Raw genomic sequence first — 17,882 nt, 5'->3', positions numbered from 1 at the left:
GAACGACTCGGCTCTTTTTGTCCTCCTTTTTGAACACGCACTATAAAAGGGATTTCAATCGTATCATGAGCTGAAATCTTGCTATCTATGAAATTAAAAATGTATTTACATTTAGAAAGGGGTATGAAATTGGCAAAAAAATTGTTTAAAGATGGGATTGTAATTACGCTTGATAAAGAGATCGGCAATTTTAATAAGGCTGATGTCCTGGTTGAGGGTTCAAAAATTGTTGAAGTAAAACCGAATATAGAAATAGGGTTCGATGATTGTGAAATTATTGACGCTTCTAACATGATTGTGATGCCTGGTCTAGTTGATTCTCACAGACATACATGGGAGTCCATTATTCGAAACGTAGGGGCAGACTGGTCGCTGCAAACATATCTTGGGAGCATTTATTATGGAAACATTGGTTCTCAAAGACGGCCGCAAGATGATTACGTTGGCAATTTACTCGGAGCACTTGAAGCGCTTGAGTCAGGGGTAACTACATTACTTGACTGGACCATGATCATTTCACCTGATCATACGGAAGAAATGATCCGAGGTTTAAAAGAATCAGGGGTCCGCGCTGTTTTCGCCCATGGTTCTCCTGGAGATGCTGAGTATTGGGATCAAGCAAGCGAAATCGATAATACAGATGAAGCACGTCGTATAAAAGAAAAACATTTTTCATCCAGAGATCAACTTCTTACGATGGGGATGGCTATTCGAGGTCCTGAATTTAGCTCATGGAAAACGACTGTAAAGGAAATTGAAGTAGCTCGGGAATTAGATGCAGTTTGCAGCATGCATCTTGGATTTGGTACTTGGGGGTCTACTGAACGGTCTATTGAAAAGTTAGATCAAGCGGGATTGTTAGGGAGAGACTTGAATTTCACCCATGCTAATGCAATAAGCCCTGAAGAAATGCAAATGTTAGCTGCAAAAGGTGGGAGCATCTCTGTGACTCCAGAAGTTGAAATGATGATGGGGCACGGGTATCCGGCAACGGGTTTATCAATCGAGAACGGGGTAAAACCAACCTTAGGAGTTGACGTAGTTACTTCTACGGGCGGGGATATGTTTACACAAATGAAATTTGCCCTCCAAGCTGAACGAGCACGGGTGAACCAGAAGACTTTATCAGAAGGAATAATGCCAGGGCCTGAATTACATATTTCTGCTGAAGAGATACTGGAATCTGCGACCATTGAAGGCGCCAAAGCCTTAATGCTAGAAGATAAGATTGGTACATTAACCCCAGGAAAAGATGCAGATATGATTATGATACGAGCGACAGATTTAAATATTGTTCCTGTGAATGATCCTGTTGGAACCGTAACTCAATGTACACACACAGGAAATGTTGACTCTGTTTATGTAGCCGGGAATGCTGTCAAACGACATGGAAGAATGCTGAATACAGATTTAAAAAGGGTTCGCAAACTTGCGAATGAAGCCAGAGATCACATATTTAACATATATGGTAATCCGGTTAGTAATCATTAAAATATTCTAGTTCTTGAATCTATCGAGTCATTTTTTGATGAAGAAGACATACTGATGCTTTTGTCCAATAATTTCGAAAGGGTGTTTGCTATGGAAATCATACGGGGGAGCAATAGTTTCGACTTGAATGAGTTTTTAAAGAGACCTTTATTTGCTCATCTCTCCACGATAACAAAGGATGAGCGCCCGAGAGAATCACCTGTGTGGTTTTATTGGGACAATGAATGTATTTGGATCATCGGTACTTCTTCAGATAGCTTTCCAGGAAGGATAAAAGAAAAACCTAGATGTGCTATTGGTATCGTCGAGCTGGATCATACCACAGGAAAGGTTTTGCACGCAGGATTTAGAGGTCAAGCAACAGTAGAACCTTTTGATCAAGGAATTGCAAAACGCCTGCTATCGCGCTATCTTGGTCCTGAAGAAGAGAATTGGGACCCCAGGTTCAGAAATTTAGGGGATAGCAATATTTTCGTTCGTTTTGTTCCAGAAACAGTGGTGGTTCGTGACCAGTCCTTTGTACCAAGTATATAATTCCTGGCAAAACATCGGCGATCTGTTACCTGTTAAAGTAACAAGATCGCCAATATTGAAGCGCAGACAATACCAATCAATACAGGGATGAGGTTCTGTCTCACAAGTTCCGCTGGTTTCACCCCAGCGATCCCCGCGTCTGCCGCTACACCGAAAGCCCATACGGCTAGTGTTCCACCTCCAACAAAAATAGTAACCACTTGCCCTAATGCAGCGAGAATGGCGACATCGACGCCTACCGCCTGCCCGAGCGCTGCTGACAAGCTTCCTACCAGAGGTAATCCTGAAAATCCAGCTCCATCTAAACCGGCGAGGATCGAAATGATCACGAGACCAATGACGAGCATGATCGGATTGCCATCAATGTATTGCGCAAATGTTTCACCAAGTTCGAATAAAAACCCTGGTGCCCCTTCACCGAGTACCGCTTCTGCGTGTTCTGGATGACCGAGGAAAAAGAAACCAGCTAATGGAATAATCGGTGCAAAGATTTTCAGAGAGAAAAAGAACCCCTCTTTCAAGTATTCTACAACATTGCTCATGCCTTGAACGCCGCTTTTAACGAAGGTCGTTACCATCATAAGCAAGACGGCGGTTCCCCCGAGGAGGGCGGTTGCATCTTGGCCTTGAATCGCTGCTTCCGGTTGAAAAATGGCACGGTAAAGCATAAGACCAACGATGGCAAGTAACATGAGGGGCACAAATATGGCCATCGATTTTGAAGTCTTTGGATGAGATTGATGCGTATCAGAAGAATCCTGTGTATCTAGAACTGTCTCATCGGCGACCCACTTTCCTTTTTTCATACCTCTTTTAATTGAAAAGAAAGCAACCGTAATGGCAATAAGGCCAACAACTAAAGAAAATAAGGCTGTATATGGCAAAATTTCAGAGATGTCCAGGCCGGCAGCGGCAGCAGTTAAACGTCCAGCGCCCTGAACCACAAGGTCGCCCGATAACGCCATCCCGTGGCCGAACAGATTCACTGCGACAGCGGCACCAATGGCAGGGAGGCCAGCTTTTACAGCAATCGGAATTAAAACAGTGCCCACGAGTGCAATCGCTGGGGTCGGCCAGAAGAAAAGAGAGGCGATATACATCGTAACCCCAAGCACAAAAAAAGCTGTGGTTGGATTCACCATTAACTTTTTCAGCGGTGAGAACATTAATTCCGCAGCCCCAATAGCCCGCATCGCTTGTAACATCGCAACCATCAACGTAATCACAAGCATAATATCAAAAAGTTCAACGCCTGCGTTTAAGAAAGCGAGAAATACGGCCTGCGCTGAAGAAATCAACCGGTCTAATAGTGCAAGATCTGTGTAGAAAAAGAAGGCGAGTAAAAACGTTCCAAGCATCACCGGGAATACAACGTTTTTCCGCCACAAGATGAAGATGAAAACAGTGACGATTACCAGTAGAAAAAACAGATGTGTAAACTCCATGACAACCCCCGCTTCCATCAGACGGTCTTTGTGTCCGCCTCTATACCATACGTTATGAAAGCGGAGATTGGATGTGTTAGGCATTTGTTGGAGTTATAGAATAAGCAAGGGATAGAGACCGGCTGAAACATACGAGGAAGAAGCCTTCTTCCGCGCCGAATCCTCGAGGTTGTGCGCCGAATAAATGTGTTGCTGCGCCGAAAAACCCTTCCCCCGCGCCGAATTCTCGAGGTTGTGCGCCGAATAAACGTGCTGAACCGCCGAAAAACCCTTCCCCCACGCCGAATTTGTAATACGTCACCCCAATCACTGTGAAGAGGATAAAAAAAGCAACCTTCCCCTTAGAAGGCTGCTTACTTCCGTACGTGATCGATGGAGATCCCTTTGTCAAAGCTGCGGCCGCTCATCCGTAAGGTGAGGATCATGATTGTGAAGGAGAAAGCCGTAATAATGGTTGCAGCAATTCCAACACCCATAGCTCCTAAACGGGTACGAATATCGATAATGGTACTCAAGGAGTTAAGGATCCATCCGCTCGTTTCGATGTCGTCTACGACAGAAACGATTTCAACAGGGGCAATGGTTAGCCCTAATGGAAATAACGAAACGAGAAAATAGAGGGTAACCATTGCCAACAAGGTAAAGGTTCCTGCAACATCGATCCGTTGCTGAGGATTTTTCTCGTTTAAGCGTGCAAACTGCGTGCCGATATATAAACCAATTCCGCAGATCCCAGCAATGGCTATACTTTGCCAAAAGATGCCGGTGATCGTATGGGTGATCGACCATCCAAATAGTATAAAGCAAATGATTTGGGTGATGCTGATGATCGCGATGATCGTTAACCAATGAAACAGCAACTTCCCCGAGGCAATATGGATCCCACGGATGGGTAATACATGTAGAAGGTCAAGGGATCGCCCTTCCCGTGCCACAGATGTGGAGGAGAATTGACCGCTAACAAGAAGTAATGGAAAAAAGATTGTGATCTGAATGGCAAACCAGGAGATTTCCGGATGCATTTGAATCGTTTCCCAAGCGGGCCCTGAAAGAAAAACATAAGCCAGTAAAGGCACAAAAAGAAATTGCATAAAATGCAGCCATTCCCGCATATCGCGTTTTAAGGAGCGGAACTCCTTGCCAAGAACCGCAACCACGGGGGTGCGAATCGACGAGTTTCTTTTTGTCCCAGGCTTTTTTCTCGTCTTTTTCTCGCTTTGCATTTGAACCCAGCCGCGACGGAAACCACGTTCTACGAGCAGGGACGAAAGGATGAGCAGAGCCGCTGTGACGGATGAAAAACCAATCACTTGCACGACATTCCAACCCGAGAATGTTCCGGTAAAGGAGGCTGCCCAACTTTCACCGATCCATGTAAATGGGAGCCATCCGGGATATGTAAACCCTACCTCCATATCGTCTACTTGCGGCATGAATAAATGGGGGATCTGGATCATCAAAATAAATACGAGTCCTCCGAGCGCGCTCATCACGGTCATTAACTCTTTAGATCGAGACCCAGGAATAAACTGAGCCAATAGTAAATTAAGAAAATAAACGATTGCAAGGGCAAAGAGTATGAATAGGAAGAAGTTGATCAATAAGAGCGGATAGAAGCTCCAATGAGCGCCTCCTGTTACCCCTGTAATCGTCCCTAACCCAACACCAACAATGAAAATCAGGAGAGGAACGGAGAGAAGATGTTGATAAAACTTGGCGATGAATAACGTTTGTGTCGGAATCGGTAAGGAAAAGAGCAACTCTAGGTCAGTTGAGCTGTAGAGACGTTGAAAAACGTGGGGCACACTAAAGATGATCGTTCCAGCAATGATGGAAATCACCAGGCTTGTCATCATGAAAACGATAAGATGGTCGTCCATAACTGTAAAGGATGCTCCAAGCAAAGAGGATACAAAAATTCCGAAAAGCCCTAAAAACCCCCCGGCAAAGATCAGTGACGCTTGCTGTTTTGAAGAGGAATACTTTATGTCATATATGGCCATTTTTGTAAATAATCGGATAAGCGTTCTTAGCATCATTACGAGGGTCCTTCTTCTCCTTGCTTCATTTCATTGATCATGGACTGGACGCCAGCCTCTTGACTTGTAAGAGATAAAAATAGTTCTTCCAGGGAAGAATCTTGAGCCCCTTCCTTGGAACGCAGTTGTTCCATCGTCCCTTCAGCAATCCATTCACCGTTGCGGATGATACCAATTCGATCACACATTTGTTCAGCAATCTCCAGGATATGGGTGCTCATAAAAACCGTTAAGCCATCATTATCACACAGTTCTCTTAACAAATTTTTCATTACTCGGGCAGCCTTGGGGTCAAGACCAACCGTTGGCTCATCCAAAAAAATAATGTCTGGCTGATGAATGAGTGCAGCGACTAAGCTTAACTTCTGCTTCATTCCATGTGAGTATGATTCAATCCATTGAGAGAGTTGACCTTGAAGATCAAACCATTCGACATATTTATCTTTTCTTTCTTGGAATTCATCTTGATGGATGTGAAAAACACTTGCGATAAAAGATAAGTATTCCTCTCCGCTTAATTTTTCGTAAAGAAGAGGCTGATCTGGGACGTAAGCGAGACGTTTTTTTGCTTCCAAAGGATGTTTCCAAACGTCAAAACCCGCGACTTCCACCGATCCTCTACTCGGTTCTAGAAGCCCGCAGATCATTTTCATTGTCGTTGTTTTCCCAGATCCATTTGGACCTAGGAATCCATATAATTCTCCTTGTTTAACCGTAAGATTAAGGTCTTTTACGACAGTAGCAGAGCTAAACGATTTCGATAAGTTATGTAAGACAAGCTTGTTTTCTGACACTATATCACCGCAAATAGAAAACCTTTGGTCCATTCATCGTAACCAAAGGTGAATTTTAAAGTCAATTATCTGTTGTATTTTTTCTTAGAAAAACGAGCGGTAATCGGGCAATATCGCAGAAGACCGGACCCAATCTTTGTGCCCCCGCACATGGCGAACAACAAACCGGTGAAGCACATAGGTTTTCGACTCAGTTTCGCTGCAGCGCAAGCAACGAGCGTACACCCGCAAGCCACCCTTATAATTCCATTCATTCTACTAATATTCATCGTCATCACCTCTCTGATAATTTTCGTGGAAGAATTTCTGCCGAACATTGTTACAAGGATGTCACTCACTTTTATAATAAAAGTAGTGAACATATGTTACGATAGTATTAAAAGGAATCGGAAAGCGTTAAAGTGGGTGTTCAAAAAGGAGGACAATAAGAGACGAGTAGGCCGAGAAGACGTAGCTTCGAGCACCGGAGCGTATGATTTTATACGTGAGGAGCGCAGAAGCAAGACGACGAAGAGAAACGAAAGCTATTTTTCCCGGGTCTTTTGAACAACCTCTTAAAACAATTTGAAAAGCAGGTGATCCATCATCCATCCTTCATTGTCATTATGGAATAAAGATACGAAACGGAACCAAATCAGTGTTGTACGTGGTGAACAGGCTCCGACTCTTGTGATCACAAATGCGACGTACTTGAATAGTGGACGTAAACAATGGACGAAAGCGAACATTTGGATTTATAACGACCGAATTGTGTACGTGGGGGAGAGCTTGCCAACAGAGACGACAGGGACGAAGTGGTATGATGCTAAAGATCAATATGTCGTACCTGGATATATCGAACATCATGCCCATCCATTCATGTTATATCATCCCCGTGCATTTTCGGATTATGCGTTGAAACGAGGAACAAGTACCATCTTCAATGATAATCTGATTTTCCTCATGCATTTGAAAAAAAAGAAAGCGCTGTCATTAATTGAAGACTTAAACAAAGGCCCTTCATCCATGTATTGGGCAAGCCGATTAGATGCTCAAACGGAGACGAAGGAAGAAAATCGTTTATTCACTCCGCAATCGATCAATGATTGGATCAATCATCCGCTCGTAGTTCAGGGGGGCGAATTAAGCGGCTGGCCGAAGGTTATTGCCGGTGATGATTCCATGTTACATTGGATGGAAAAGGTGCAAAAGGCGAATAAACCGATTGAAGGGCACTTGCCGGGGGCATCGGAAAAGACATTGGCGCAACTCGCTTTAATCGGGGTAACAAGCGATCACGAAGCGATTACTGGTGAGGAAATTGTGCGCAGACTCGATGCCGGGTATACGACCACCTTGCGGCATTCATCATTACGGCCTGACTTGCCATACCTGATCAAGGAGCTGAAAGAGGCCGGCATTGAAGATTACAGCCGATTCTTGCTTACGACCGACGGAGGAAATCCAGGCTTTTATGAACAAGGGGTTATGGATATGCTTCTCAAAATCGTGCTCGATGAAGGTGTTGATCCTTTGACGGCCTATGAGATGGTATCTTATAATGTTGCCCGGCATTATGGGATTGATGATATCCACGGTATGATTGCGCCAGGTCGGGTTGCTCATCTTAATTTCCTAGATGATTTGCAGGAACCGACACCGTCCGGGGTCATCGCGAAAGGTGAGTGGATCGTACAAGACAAGAACGTAGTGAACGAACCGGAACCTTTTAATTGGGAACCGTACGTTTCCGAAGTGAAAGGGATTCCTTGGGATTTACAGGAAGAAGACTTGCATTTTTCGATGCCTATGGGGATTCATCTCGTTAATAACGTATTACTGAAACCCTACCGGATTGATATTGACGGGACAACAGACACGCTCAGCAACGAACATGATGAATGTTATTTTGTTATGATCGATAAAAATGGACACTGGCGGATGAGTACGATCCTTAAAGGCTTTGCGACGGATCTTGACGGTTTGGCAACGACATTTTCAATCACTGGCGATATCATTATGATTGGTAAAAAGAAAGCCGCTATGAAAGAAGCGTTTGCGAAGCTAAAAGCAAAGGGTGGCGGGATTTTTATCGAAGATGATGAGCGTGAAGATCGCCGGCTCGAAGTGCCACTCCCTTACTTTGGCATGATGTCTGATCAGTCAATGGAAGGGGTTATGGAGCAACATGCTACCTTCGTTAATGTCCTGAAAGATTGCGGTTATCCGTATGAAGATCCTTTATACAGCATTTTCTTTTTCACTTCGACGCACTTGCCATATGTAAGAATAACGGCTCAAGGAATCTATGATGTGCATAAGAAAAGTATGCTCTTTCCTACGATAATGCGTTAAAATAAAGAAGAGACAAGAATCGCTAGTTTTCTAGTTCCTTATGGTGATACTCTAATGGATGGAATATCACGGCAAGGAGAGAGATGATGAGAAGAGAGATACGGTGGCTATGTAAAGTGGCGGCGGCCGGCATGTTTACTTTGACTGTTGCCTGTAATGATGATGAGCAACATGACGATCCGCCCCTGCCACAAGAAGATGGGGAAGCGGAAGAAACGGGAGTGGAACCTGATCGGTCTTACCCGTTAACCGGGGAAAATATTGAGGAGAAGGGACAAACTCCGTATCGTCCGCTTGCCGTTGTCATCAGCAATGCCCGAGATGCACGTCCCTTATCAGGGCTTGGTGAAGCGGATATCGTTTATGAAGTGTTAACCGAAGGGGCGGTTACGCGGTTTGTGGCGCTTTACCACAGTGAACAACCAGAGCGTATAGGACCAGTTCGAAGTGCACGTGAGTATTTTATCGATATTGCTCAAGGGTATGATGCGATGTTTATTGCTCATGGCTGGAGTCCCGGATCGGAACGTAGGTTACAAGCGGGGGAAATTGATCATTTAAATGGAATGGAAGAGGACGAACCTATTTTTATACGGGACGCTGAACGATCAGCACCTCACAATTCGTACATTTCTTTTACGGATGTAATAGAGGGACTAAAGAGCATGGGTTTCCCTATTGAGCGAGAGATTGACCCCCTTTTTATTGAAGAAACACCCCTTGAAGGAGAAATGGCTGCGGATGTAACCATTACATACCGGGACGTTTCCACTGCCGGATACAACTATGATGAAGTCGATGGTCACTATCTGCGAACAAGCGATGGCACCCCCATGCATGATGCTGAGACAGGTGAAGCATTGACAGCTGATAACGTGTTGATCGCGGAAGCAGCCCATGAAGTTGTGGATGATGAGGGCAGACGCTCGATCGAGCTTGATGCAGGCGGGAGAGCACTCTTATTGCAGGACGGTGAAATGCGTGAGCTTCAGTGGGAAAATGATGGGGGGCGTATTTTACCTACAGATGGTGAGGAGATTGCCCCGTTGAAAGAAGGAGCTACATGGATTAATATCGTTCCTTCATTGGATCAAGTAACCATAGATAGTTAGGAAACAGAATGATGAAAGAGAGGATTTTCTATGCAAATTGACAAGTTACGCGGGAAGGAACTTGATCAGTTGTTCAACGCGATCCTGTCCCTAAATAACCTTGAAGAATGTTATCAATTTTTTGACGACCTTTGCACCATTAACGAGATACAGTCTCTCGGGCAGCGGCTGGAAGTTGCCCGCATGCTTCAAGAAGGTCACACGTATCACAAAATTGAAGTGGAAACGGGCGCGAGCACAGCTACGATCAGCCGTGTGAAACGCTGTCTCAATTACGGAAACGAAAGTTATCAAATGACACTCGGGCGCGTGCACGGCGAAGATTAATGGGGATCATACGGAAAAGGAAAGGACATCCGCAAGTTGCGGGAACTTACAGATGTCCTGTTGGGTGCTCAGCGTTTCCCTTATTCGATTTTGCCGTCAGCTTCGCGAGTTAAAACAATCTTCCCTTGGGTGCGGTTGCTTTGGCTGTCGATGTGCGCTTGCCTGGCGCCTTCGATGGTCATGGGGGAGGTGTGCGAAATAATGGGTTTCACTTGTCCTTGATCGACATACGTTTTGAGCTTTGCCATCTTTTCCTTGTCTGGAGTCATAAACATGTTTTCGGCGTAGATGTTCTGTTCTTTTTCTACAGCAGAGATCTCATCATTTGCACTTGCACCGCCGGCGATACTTACCGCTGTTCCCCCTAAATTCACCCTAGTGATCGCTTCTTGATAGGCTTCGGGGCCGACAGCATCGAATAATAAATCGAACGATGGACCTCCTTTTTGGATGGAAGCTTGGTCATAGGCGATGACATGATCGGCACCTAGTTCCGTTACAAAATCTGCATTTTTGGCGCTGCACGTGGTTGTCACATTCGCCCCTATGGCCTTGGCTATTTGAATGGCAATCGTACCTACACCACCGCTACCGCCGAGGATCAGGACATGCTGATCGGATTGTAATTTTCCAATTTCAGATAATCCCTGAATCACTGTCAGACCAACAAGTGGTAAAGAACTCCCTTCTACATAACTTAAACCTTCCGGTAAGCGTTGAACTAAATCTGCTTCTGTGACGATTTCTTCTGCATATGTGCCGTGTTCTGTGAGCTCAGGACGGAAGAATACGTCATCCCCCACCTGCAAGTCCTTTACGTCTTCACCGACTTCTGTAATTTTACCAGCACCATCCCACCCTAATGTGAGGGGAGGGTCAAAGGGTGTGACGTCCTTTAAATACCCTTCTCGTAATTTCCAATCGATAGGGTTTACACCGCTAGCGCGAATGGAAACCCTCACTTGATCAGAGGCGAGGTTCATAGGCTTTGCTTCAATGATCGTCAGTTGTGTTTCATCTCCATATTTATGAATTCCGATCCCTTTCATAAAAAAATTCCTCCTTCTCTACAACGGTTTTCCCTATTTATGTGCTTATAACACATGGAACCATTGTAAAGCGGAAGATAGAAATGTCTGACATATTTCACGTATGCATCGTTTCGCCACCGTTCACATGGAGCACTTGCCCAGTAACAAAGCGAGAGTCATCGGAGGCAAGGTAAACATAAGTAGGTGCTAGTTCAAATGGTTGTGCCGCCCGCTCCATAGGGTTGTCAGTTCCAAATATTGCGTTTTGATCGGAGGAGAAACTAGCAGGAATGAGAGGGGTCCAAATTCTCCCCGGGGCTACGGCATTTACGCGTATGCCGTGCTCAATAACATTATTGGCGAGTGCCCGGGTCCAGCCAACATTCGCCCCTTTTGAAGACGTGTAGTCAATCATGTGTTCTTCACCAGCATATGTGACAACAGATGTTGTTCCAATAATAGAACTTCCCGGTTGTAAATAAGGGAGTGCCGCACGTGTGGTGTAAAAATGAGAATAAACATTGACCTTGAACGTATTGTCAAACTGTTCATCTGTGATGTCGAGCAAGCTTAATTGTTGAAATTGAATACCAACATGATTGACTAAAACATCGAGCTGACCAAATGTTCGAACTGTATCTTCTACAATTTCAATGCTCTGGTCCTTTTCTCTAAGGTCACCCGCCATCAAGTGACAACGCTGGCCCAGTTCCTCGACTCTCCTTTTCGTTCGCTCTGCATCTTCATGTTCATCCAGATAAGCAATCGCGATATCCGCGCCTTCCTTAGCAAAGGCAATCGCGACAGCAGCACCGATTCCGCTATCTCCGCCTGTAATGAGGCCGACCTTATTTTTTAGTTTACCGCTTCCTTTATAATTCGGGTTTTCAACAATGGGCCTGGGTACCATCAGTCTTTCTACACCAGGCTGTCGAAGCTGACGTTGTTCCGGGAAATTTAGGGGAATGTCTTCGTACTGAGTGATTTTGCCGTAGTTTGGATACTTTGGGTAAGGATCTTTTAACAGATGTTTATGAAACCACTCCTGTAATTGTCTGATATCTTCCGCTTCTTCTTCTTTCTTATGATAATAATTTGTCATCATATCCTCCTGACTTTAGGTTTCTACCATTACCCTATGCCAGGATAGATTTGAATATGTTTCTAGTAGAGTGTTCAAAAAGGACAAAAACGACACCCTGCTGAGTTTGAGAATGAATGGCTACGGTCACCACCATTCCTTTCACAGAAAAGAGCCGAGGACGTAGTTTCGAGTATTTGAACCTAAGCCCGTCTCTACATAAGCGATACTTCGCATGAAGAAAAAGTGGGTTTCTGTTTCGAGGATATATGGTTTCATACGTGAGGACTTTTGAAAGCAAGACGACGATTTCCCGGACGTTTTGAACAACCGTGTAAAGTCCGAAATGTCTTTTATTGAAAAAAATTTTATATTTTATAGAGTTTCTTGCACAAAAATGGCTGATGTCGGTGAATGGGGCGCATGTTCAGTACCATCTTACCCATTTTGACATAAATTGATAAGGAGTTACTTTTCATTAGGAGGGGTTACCAAATGTTTGGAAGGCACCCAGGGCCACCTGGCCCACCTTTTTATCCGCCTCATATGATGGATCAGCCTAGGCCACTTGAACCATATGTCGAAGAGTATATCGTGCCGGAGATTTTTACAGTGGAAACGAAATATGTGAAAAACAATGTCTATAAACATGTCCATCATTATCCGCACTGGCAGGAAAATTATGAGACAGTCAATCATGTTCATGACCATTTTCCAGATCAACATCCCAGGGAGCAGATCCCTATCACCGAATATCCGTATAACGATCACCCCTTTCATTATCGATAAAAAGAAGAGCCATACTTCTCTTTAAAAGTAGTATGGCTCAGTCTGTATGGCCCCATTGTACATGTGAAGATGTCTTGGAGGTTCTTTTGTGCACATGCTTACGCGAAGTGACCCACTCCCATTTCGTCATTTGTTTTCGCCAAAAACCAAGTGATGATTGCATGACAGGTCCGATCAAAAATACGGATGCAAATGTACCGAAAGCTACTGGCCCGCCAAGCAGCCAGCCGAGGAACAAAGCAGAACCTTCTAACAGTGTCCGTACAAGCCTGATGGACCATCCCAGCTTGTTGGAAAGAGCCAGCGTCATACCATCGCGGGGACCTGCACCAAGACGTGTTGATACATACATGCCTGCGCCAATACCCATGAATACAATTCCTAGAACCAATACGAAAAATAATTGCCACGTACTTTCGAAGATCTCTTGTATAGGTAGCTGTAACCATAAATCGAGGAAAAAACCAATACATAAGATATTGACGAAACTTCCGATTTGCGGCCTTTGGCGTTCAATATAGCAGGTCATAGTAATCATCAATATCCCTACAATTTGAACCCACATTCCAATCGATAAAGGGTTAAAGTTCGAAAGACCAATATGAAGAACATCCCATGTGGCCGAGCCAAGTGTTGATTGAATCATTAAGCTTCCGCCAAGAGATAGCGTCAACAAACCAGCAAAAAATAAAGCAATTCTTATTATAAAAAAAGAAAAGTTTCGGTGATGCCTAGGTTTTCTAAGGTGTTCTTCCATTCTAAACCTTCTTTCATTCTTTACGCTTTGACTCGTCTAAATTCGCATTCATAGTTTCCAAGACTTTATGAAAAGTTTCCAAATCTGCTTTGCTGATCCCTTTCATCGCTTGCTTCTCCATTTCATCTGATTCTTTTAACCAAACTTCATACAATTCATGGGCTTTGTCTGTTAACTGAATCGCTCGTGCACGGCGGTCTTCACCGGGTACTTTTGTGATCAGCCCTTCTTTCTCCATGCGGGTCAGCGTGCGAGTCATCGTCGGTGCTTCAACGCGAAGATAATCACTAATTTCCCGTTGCGTGGCCTTTTCTTTTTCAGCTAAAAATAAAATAACTCCCCATTGAGAGCTATAGAGACCTAGAGGAGAAATGCGTTCATTTAGCGTTTTTACAAAGTTTCGTGCCGTTTGATTTATAAAATGACCGTATAATCTCATAATAATACGTTGCTCCATCTCTAAAAACTTACCTAGGTAAGTATAAACTTATTGAAGATAAATATCAAGGGGAGTCGAAAAACCTATGAAAACGGTCTGAATTTAATTTGGGAAGTTTTGGCATGATAACAGAACGAGAAATGGTCAATCATAGGGAGGGTCGAAGGAGTGTTGTTATGGACGTTGAAAAGAGTGAGCAACAATTCAAGGATATCTTGAAGAAAAGAAATCATTACCAGCAAATCTCTCGGCTTCTTTCCTGGGATACGCAGACCGGTGCACCGAAAAAAGGGGCTGAACAACGAGCGGAAGTGAATGGGAGTATATCGGCTGAGCTCTTCCGACTTTCCATATCGGAGGAGATGAAAAAAAGCCTTGATGAACTAAAAAAAGCAGATCTACAATCCGAAGTGCTGAAAAAATCTGTGGAGGAATGTGCCAAAGAATACAATAAAAATAACAAAATCCCAGAAGATGAGTACAAGGATTATGTCATTTTGAAGTCAAATGCAGCGACGGTTTGGGAAGAAGCAAAGGAAAACGATGATTTTTCTTTGCTTGAACCATACTTGGAAAAACTTGTTGAATATAACAAATGCTTTATTGAGTATTTAGGATATGAAGATCATCCATACGATCCGTTGCTAGATAACTTCGAACCGGGTGTTTTTGTGAAGACGATTGACCGGCTTTTTGCACAATTGAAAGAACGGCTCATTCCGCTTGTAGAAGCTGTCCGCAAATCCCCGCACCAACCGCAAACAGATTTTTTATTTCAATCATTTTCCAAGGAAAACCAGCGAGCGCTAAGTAAATGCTTTTTAGAAAAAATAGGCTATGATTTTGAATCCGGCCGTTTAGATGAGTCGCTTCACCCATTTACGATGGCCCTGCATTCTGAAGATGTACGAGTGACCACCCATTTTAAAGAAGAAGATGTATTATCAGGATTACTCAGTACCATTCATGAGGGAGGGCACGCGCTGTATGAACAAAACATCGCGACTGAACTAAAAGATACGCCGATGGCCGAGGGTACTTCATTTGGTATTCATGAATCTCAATCGTTGTTATGGGAAAAATTTATTGGCCAGAACAAAAATTTTTGGAAAGCTATGTATCCACTGCTTATCGAGCATAGTGATGGACAATTCACAGATGTATCTTTTGATGATTATTTTTTTGCCTTGAATGAAGCTAAGCCATCATTCATTCGTGTCGATGCGGACGAATTAACCTATTGTTTACACATCATTGTTCGCTACGAATTGGAAAAAGGGATCTTTGAAGGCAACATTGAAGTGCACGAGTTACCTAAACTTTGGAATGATAAAATGGAGGAATACTTAGGGATTCGTCCGTCCACGGATCGCGAAGGTGTGTTACAAGATGCACACTGGGCAGGAGGAGAATTTGGGTATTTCCCATCGTATGCCCTTGGCTATATTTACGCTGCACAATTAAAAGAAGTGCTCGTCAAGGATGTTCCAATGTATGATGAAAAGCTCTTACATGGAGATTTTACTCCAATAAAGGCGTGGCTGACGAAAAATGTCCACCAACATGGGAAACTAAAAACTCCTGCTGAGATTATTCAAGAAACAACCGGGGGCAGCATCGATGCAGAACCATTGTTGAACTATTTGGAAACAAAGTACAGTGATCTGTATCAATTAAAAAACCATTGAAAAAAGGGGGGAGGCCCCTTATCAATGGTTCACCGTTGTTTGCTGCTGCTCAATCCAAGTCACCATGTTCTCGGTTACCTTGTCCAAAAAGGAGACCGTCCCTTCATCTACAAGGTTGCCATTGTCGTCAAGTTTATGGTGAACGTGTCCAATGACAACTTCATTACCGGGAAGCACAGGTGAAGAAAGCCCTGGTGCAAAAAGAATATCACGTAAGTGGGCCTGGGCTTTTACGGTTCCAAGTGCCCCCATGGATGCACCTATGATCCATGACGGTTTGCCAATCATCACTTGATTCACACGGGATAACCAATCAATGGCGTTTTTCAACACGCCGGGAATGGTGGCATTGTATTCAGGTGTGACCCAAAGAACGGCATCTGCATCTGCCACCTTTTGCTTGAATGTAACCACTTCAGGAGATGGTGAATTTTCGGTGTCTTGATTATAAAAAGGAAGCTCGCCGATGTTCAAAATCTCAAGGTCAAACTGATGGATATAGCGCTTTTGTATGTGTTGAGCAATTTTATAATTATAGGAATCTCTACGTGTACTTCCTATGATTGCAGCAATTTTCATGATCGTTCCTCCTTGATTTCGTGGTGAGTACTACATAAGTATGATTATAACCGGAAAAGGTTGATCATGGCTACAGGGACATTCAAGACTGCTTCTCAAAATCTTCCTCATCGAAGGTGTCATCAGTAGGGAAAGTCTGTTGAGAAGGGTGATATTTCTTTAAGAAAGTGCCGCCGGAAACGTCCTTGACCGTGTGCACAACGATGAAGGCTGATTCATCGATATCATATATTAATTGTTTTAAGTGAAACAACCGCTGCTTTTCGATGACGATGTAAACCATTGTATGTTTTTTTTGTGAGTAAGCTCCATAACCTTCATAAAGAGTAGCGCTAGCATTCATGAAGTTGTTCACGGCATGTGCGATGTCATTCCCTCTTCTTGAAATGACATTAAGAGCCTTCCTTGACTCAAATCCTTCCAGTACGTAATCCGTAATTTTCTTTCCAATATAGAGAGCAACAATCGTATACATCGTATAGAGGGGCCCGATGATGAAAATCCCAACGACAATAATTCCGGCATCTAATATAAAGTTTGCGCCTGTCAGTTCCCAACCGAATTTATGATTGAGCATGCGGGCAATGGTTGAAGTGCCTCCAGTTGTACTACCCGCCTGGAATATAAAGCCAAAGCCCATTCCGGTAAAAACCCCGGTGAAAATAGCAGCCAATAATGGGTCTTCGATCGGTTGGCCATAATCTTCCATCAAAAAGACAAAAAACGAAAATAAAGGCACGTTTAATAGCGATTTATAAATCATATGCCGTGGTAATACTCGATAGCCAATCGCAAGAAGTACTGCATTGAAAATAAAGGTGACAACCGCGGGAGAAAATTCAAACGCATAGAAAAGCAAAAGAGCTAGCCCGGGCACCCCGCCTTCCGCCAGGTTATTCGGCATGGCAAATTGTGTAATTGATATAGCAAACAAAAAGGTTCCTAATGTTAAAAAAAGAATGTTTTTCATAAAAGAAGCGCCTCCTTCCTTTTACTGGTATATCCTTCTTTGTTTACCAATAATCATATCGTTCCTATAGAATTTTGTGTAGTTTATAACAACCTTGAGGTGAGCCCAGGTGGTATGAATCCACTGCCCCGCCGCGGGATCCTCTACGAAAGCCTGCATGATGGATCATAAGGTCGCTTGATCGAGCGCGAGTGAAACGGGATTCGGCGCGGCGAGCAGCATTAGCCGAAAAAAGAAAGAAATTCTGGCAAGGAGTACAAGCTCGCATGATGAGGCGTAAGGTCCCATGGGTACCCACAAACGTCTTTTGCGGTAGTTGCTCCGCTGATCGTTTGGCCTCCCCTGAGGACCATTTTAAAAATGATTGGCTTTGAGCCCTTTGAATAAATCCAAACCTTCTTGCCTTAAAGTCATTTCAAATGTAGCGGGCTTGTTGATTGTTCAAAAAATCCGGGAAAATAGCTTTCGCATC

At 43.8% G+C, this 17,882-nt stretch carries 17 protein-coding genes; 7 read left to right on the top strand and 10 right to left on the bottom strand.

Annotated elements, in window-relative coordinates:
• Positions 1–129: 129 nt before the first annotated feature.
• Both HNR44_RS13675 and HNR44_RS13670 read left to right on the top strand, forming a co-directional pair.
• Complete coding sequence (locus tag HNR44_RS13675; RefSeq protein WP_184404881.1) at positions 130–1,491, top strand: amidohydrolase family protein; 1,362 nt, start codon at positions 130–132, stop codon at positions 1,489–1,491.
• Positions 1,492–1,581: 90 nt separating this feature from the next.
• Positions 1,582–2,025: a pyridoxamine 5'-phosphate oxidase family protein gene (locus HNR44_RS13670; RefSeq protein ID WP_184404880.1), complete on the top strand. Its 444-nt coding sequence runs from the start codon at positions 1,582–1,584 to the stop codon at positions 2,023–2,025.
• A gap of 32 nt (positions 2,026–2,057) precedes the next feature.
• Here HNR44_RS13670 and HNR44_RS13665 read toward each other — a convergent pair whose 3' ends face one another.
• The 4 genes from HNR44_RS13665 to HNR44_RS13650 all read right to left on the bottom strand — a co-directional run bounded on the left by HNR44_RS13665 (position 2,058) and on the right by HNR44_RS13650 (position 6,572).
• Positions 2,058–3,470 carry a hypothetical protein gene (locus HNR44_RS13665; RefSeq protein ID WP_221434311.1) on the bottom strand — a complete coding sequence of 471 codons (1,413 nt, stop codon included), beginning with the start codon at positions 3,468–3,470 and terminating at the stop codon, positions 2,058–2,060.
• Positions 3,471–3,823: 353 nt separating this feature from the next.
• Positions 3,824–5,509 carry a putative ABC transporter permease subunit gene (locus HNR44_RS13660; protein WP_184404877.1) on the bottom strand — a complete coding sequence of 562 codons (1,686 nt, stop codon included), beginning with the start codon at positions 5,507–5,509 and terminating at the stop codon, positions 3,824–3,826.
• Positions 5,509–6,303, bottom strand: coding sequence for an ABC transporter ATP-binding protein (locus tag HNR44_RS13655; protein WP_343069514.1), 795 nt, complete (start codon positions 6,301–6,303; stop codon positions 5,509–5,511). Before HNR44_RS13655 ends, HNR44_RS13660 begins: the two co-directional genes overlap by 1 nt.
• A 65-nt stretch (positions 6,304–6,368) precedes the next feature.
• On the bottom strand, positions 6,369–6,572 hold the full coding sequence (locus HNR44_RS13650) for a YgaP-like transmembrane domain (protein WP_281381425.1): 204 nt from the start codon (positions 6,570–6,572) through the stop codon (positions 6,369–6,371).
• Between the two features lie 400 nt (positions 6,573–6,972).
• Between HNR44_RS13650 and HNR44_RS13645 the strand changes: the two genes are divergently transcribed.
• The 3 genes from HNR44_RS13645 (at position 6,973) to HNR44_RS13635 (ending at position 10,076) form a co-directional block, all read left to right on the top strand.
• Positions 6,973–8,637 carry an adenine deaminase C-terminal domain-containing protein gene (locus HNR44_RS13645; RefSeq protein ID WP_343069513.1) on the top strand — a complete coding sequence of 555 codons (1,665 nt, stop codon included), beginning with the start codon at positions 6,973–6,975 and terminating at the stop codon, positions 8,635–8,637.
• An 83-nt stretch (positions 8,638–8,720) separates the two neighbouring features.
• The gene (locus HNR44_RS13640) at positions 8,721–9,749 is read left to right on the top strand and encodes a DUF3048 domain-containing protein (protein WP_184404873.1); all 1,029 of its coding nucleotides are present in this window, start codon (positions 8,721–8,723) and stop codon (positions 9,747–9,749) included.
• A 30-nt stretch (positions 9,750–9,779) separates the two neighbouring features.
• Positions 9,780–10,076, top strand: a complete 297-nt coding sequence (locus HNR44_RS13635; protein ID WP_184404872.1) for a YerC/YecD family TrpR-related protein — start codon at positions 9,780–9,782, stop codon at positions 10,074–10,076.
• Between the two features lie 80 nt (positions 10,077–10,156).
• Here HNR44_RS13635 and HNR44_RS13630 read toward each other — a convergent pair whose 3' ends face one another.
• On the bottom strand, positions 10,157–11,125 hold the full coding sequence (locus HNR44_RS13630; RefSeq protein WP_184404871.1) for an NADP-dependent oxidoreductase: 969 nt from the start codon (positions 11,123–11,125) through the stop codon (positions 10,157–10,159).
• A gap of 97 nt (positions 11,126–11,222) precedes the next feature.
• Entirely contained in the window at positions 11,223–12,212 is a 990-nt protein-coding gene (locus tag HNR44_RS13625; RefSeq protein ID WP_246407453.1) for an SDR family oxidoreductase, read from the bottom strand.
• Positions 12,213–12,683: 471 nt separating this feature from the next.
• On the opposite strand from HNR44_RS13625, the gene HNR44_RS13620 reads away from it, so the two are divergent.
• Entirely contained in the window at positions 12,684–12,977 is a 294-nt protein-coding gene (locus HNR44_RS13620; protein ID WP_184404870.1) for a CotD family spore coat protein, read from the top strand.
• Positions 12,978–13,014: 37 nt separating this feature from the next.
• Here HNR44_RS13620 and HNR44_RS13615 read toward each other — a convergent pair whose 3' ends face one another.
• Both HNR44_RS13615 and HNR44_RS13610 read right to left on the bottom strand, forming a co-directional pair.
• Complete coding sequence (locus HNR44_RS13615; protein ID WP_184404868.1) at positions 13,015–13,734, bottom strand: YczE/YyaS/YitT family protein; 720 nt, start codon at positions 13,732–13,734, stop codon at positions 13,015–13,017.
• 13 nt (positions 13,735–13,747) lie between these two features.
• Positions 13,748–14,191 carry a MarR family winged helix-turn-helix transcriptional regulator gene (locus tag HNR44_RS13610; RefSeq protein WP_246407450.1) on the bottom strand — a complete coding sequence of 148 codons (444 nt, stop codon included), beginning with the start codon at positions 14,189–14,191 and terminating at the stop codon, positions 13,748–13,750.
• 158 nt (positions 14,192–14,349) lie between these two features.
• On the opposite strand from HNR44_RS13610, the gene HNR44_RS13605 reads away from it, so the two are divergent.
• On the top strand, positions 14,350–15,861 hold the full coding sequence (locus HNR44_RS13605) for a carboxypeptidase M32 (RefSeq protein ID WP_184404866.1): 1,512 nt from the start codon (positions 14,350–14,352) through the stop codon (positions 15,859–15,861).
• Between the two features lie 21 nt (positions 15,862–15,882).
• On the opposite strand, the gene HNR44_RS13600 is transcribed toward HNR44_RS13605, so the two are convergent.
• On the bottom strand, positions 15,883–16,440 hold the full coding sequence (locus HNR44_RS13600) for an NADPH-dependent FMN reductase (protein WP_184404865.1): 558 nt from the start codon (positions 16,438–16,440) through the stop codon (positions 15,883–15,885).
• An 82-nt stretch (positions 16,441–16,522) separates the two neighbouring features.
• Positions 16,523–17,410 (bottom strand): YitT family protein, encoded by an 888-nt coding sequence (locus HNR44_RS13595; RefSeq protein ID WP_184404864.1) that lies wholly within the window; start codon positions 17,408–17,410, stop codon positions 16,523–16,525.
• Between the last annotated feature and the right edge of the window lie 472 nt (positions 17,411–17,882).

Source organism: Geomicrobium halophilum (assembly GCF_014207655.1).
Taxonomy (GTDB): domain Bacteria; phylum Bacillota; class Bacilli; order Bacillales; family Marinococcaceae; genus Geomicrobium; species Geomicrobium halophilum.
This window is presented reverse-complemented; position numbering and strand designations above follow the sequence as displayed.

Excerpts from the sequence above, each read along its gene's own strand:
- HNR44_RS13670 (WP_184404880.1), top strand. The coding sequence starts at position 1,582 with ATGGAAATCATACGGGGGAGCAATAGTTTCGACTTGAATGAGTTTTTA.
- HNR44_RS13665 (WP_221434311.1), bottom strand. The coding sequence starts at position 3,470 with ATGGAGTTTACACATCTGTTTTTTCTACTGGTAATCGTCACTGTTTTC.
- HNR44_RS13660 (WP_184404877.1), bottom strand. The coding sequence starts at position 5,509 with ATGATGCTAAGAACGCTTATCCGATTATTTACAAAAATGGCCATATAT.
- HNR44_RS13650 (WP_281381425.1), bottom strand. The coding sequence starts at position 6,572 with ATGAATATTAGTAGAATGAATGGAATTATAAGGGTGGCTTGCGGGTGT.
- HNR44_RS13640 (WP_184404873.1), top strand. The coding sequence starts at position 8,721 with ATGATGAGAAGAGAGATACGGTGGCTATGTAAAGTGGCGGCGGCCGGC.
- HNR44_RS13635 (WP_184404872.1), top strand. The coding sequence starts at position 9,780 with ATGCAAATTGACAAGTTACGCGGGAAGGAACTTGATCAGTTGTTCAAC.
- HNR44_RS13630 (WP_184404871.1), bottom strand. The coding sequence starts at position 11,125 with ATGAAAGGGATCGGAATTCATAAATATGGAGATGAAACACAACTGACG.
- HNR44_RS13625 (WP_246407453.1), bottom strand. The coding sequence starts at position 12,212 with ATGATGACAAATTATTATCATAAGAAAGAAGAAGAAGCGGAAGATATC.
- HNR44_RS13620 (WP_184404870.1), top strand. The coding sequence starts at position 12,684 with ATGTTTGGAAGGCACCCAGGGCCACCTGGCCCACCTTTTTATCCGCCT.
- HNR44_RS13615 (WP_184404868.1), bottom strand. The coding sequence starts at position 13,734 with ATGGAAGAACACCTTAGAAAACCTAGGCATCACCGAAACTTTTCTTTT.
- HNR44_RS13610 (WP_246407450.1), bottom strand. The coding sequence starts at position 14,191 with ATGGAGCAACGTATTATTATGAGATTATACGGTCATTTTATAAATCAA.
- HNR44_RS13605 (WP_184404866.1), top strand. The coding sequence starts at position 14,350 with ATGGACGTTGAAAAGAGTGAGCAACAATTCAAGGATATCTTGAAGAAA.
- HNR44_RS13600 (WP_184404865.1), bottom strand. The coding sequence starts at position 16,440 with ATGAAAATTGCTGCAATCATAGGAAGTACACGTAGAGATTCCTATAAT.
- HNR44_RS13595 (WP_184404864.1), bottom strand. The coding sequence starts at position 17,410 with ATGAAAAACATTCTTTTTTTAACATTAGGAACCTTTTTGTTTGCTATA.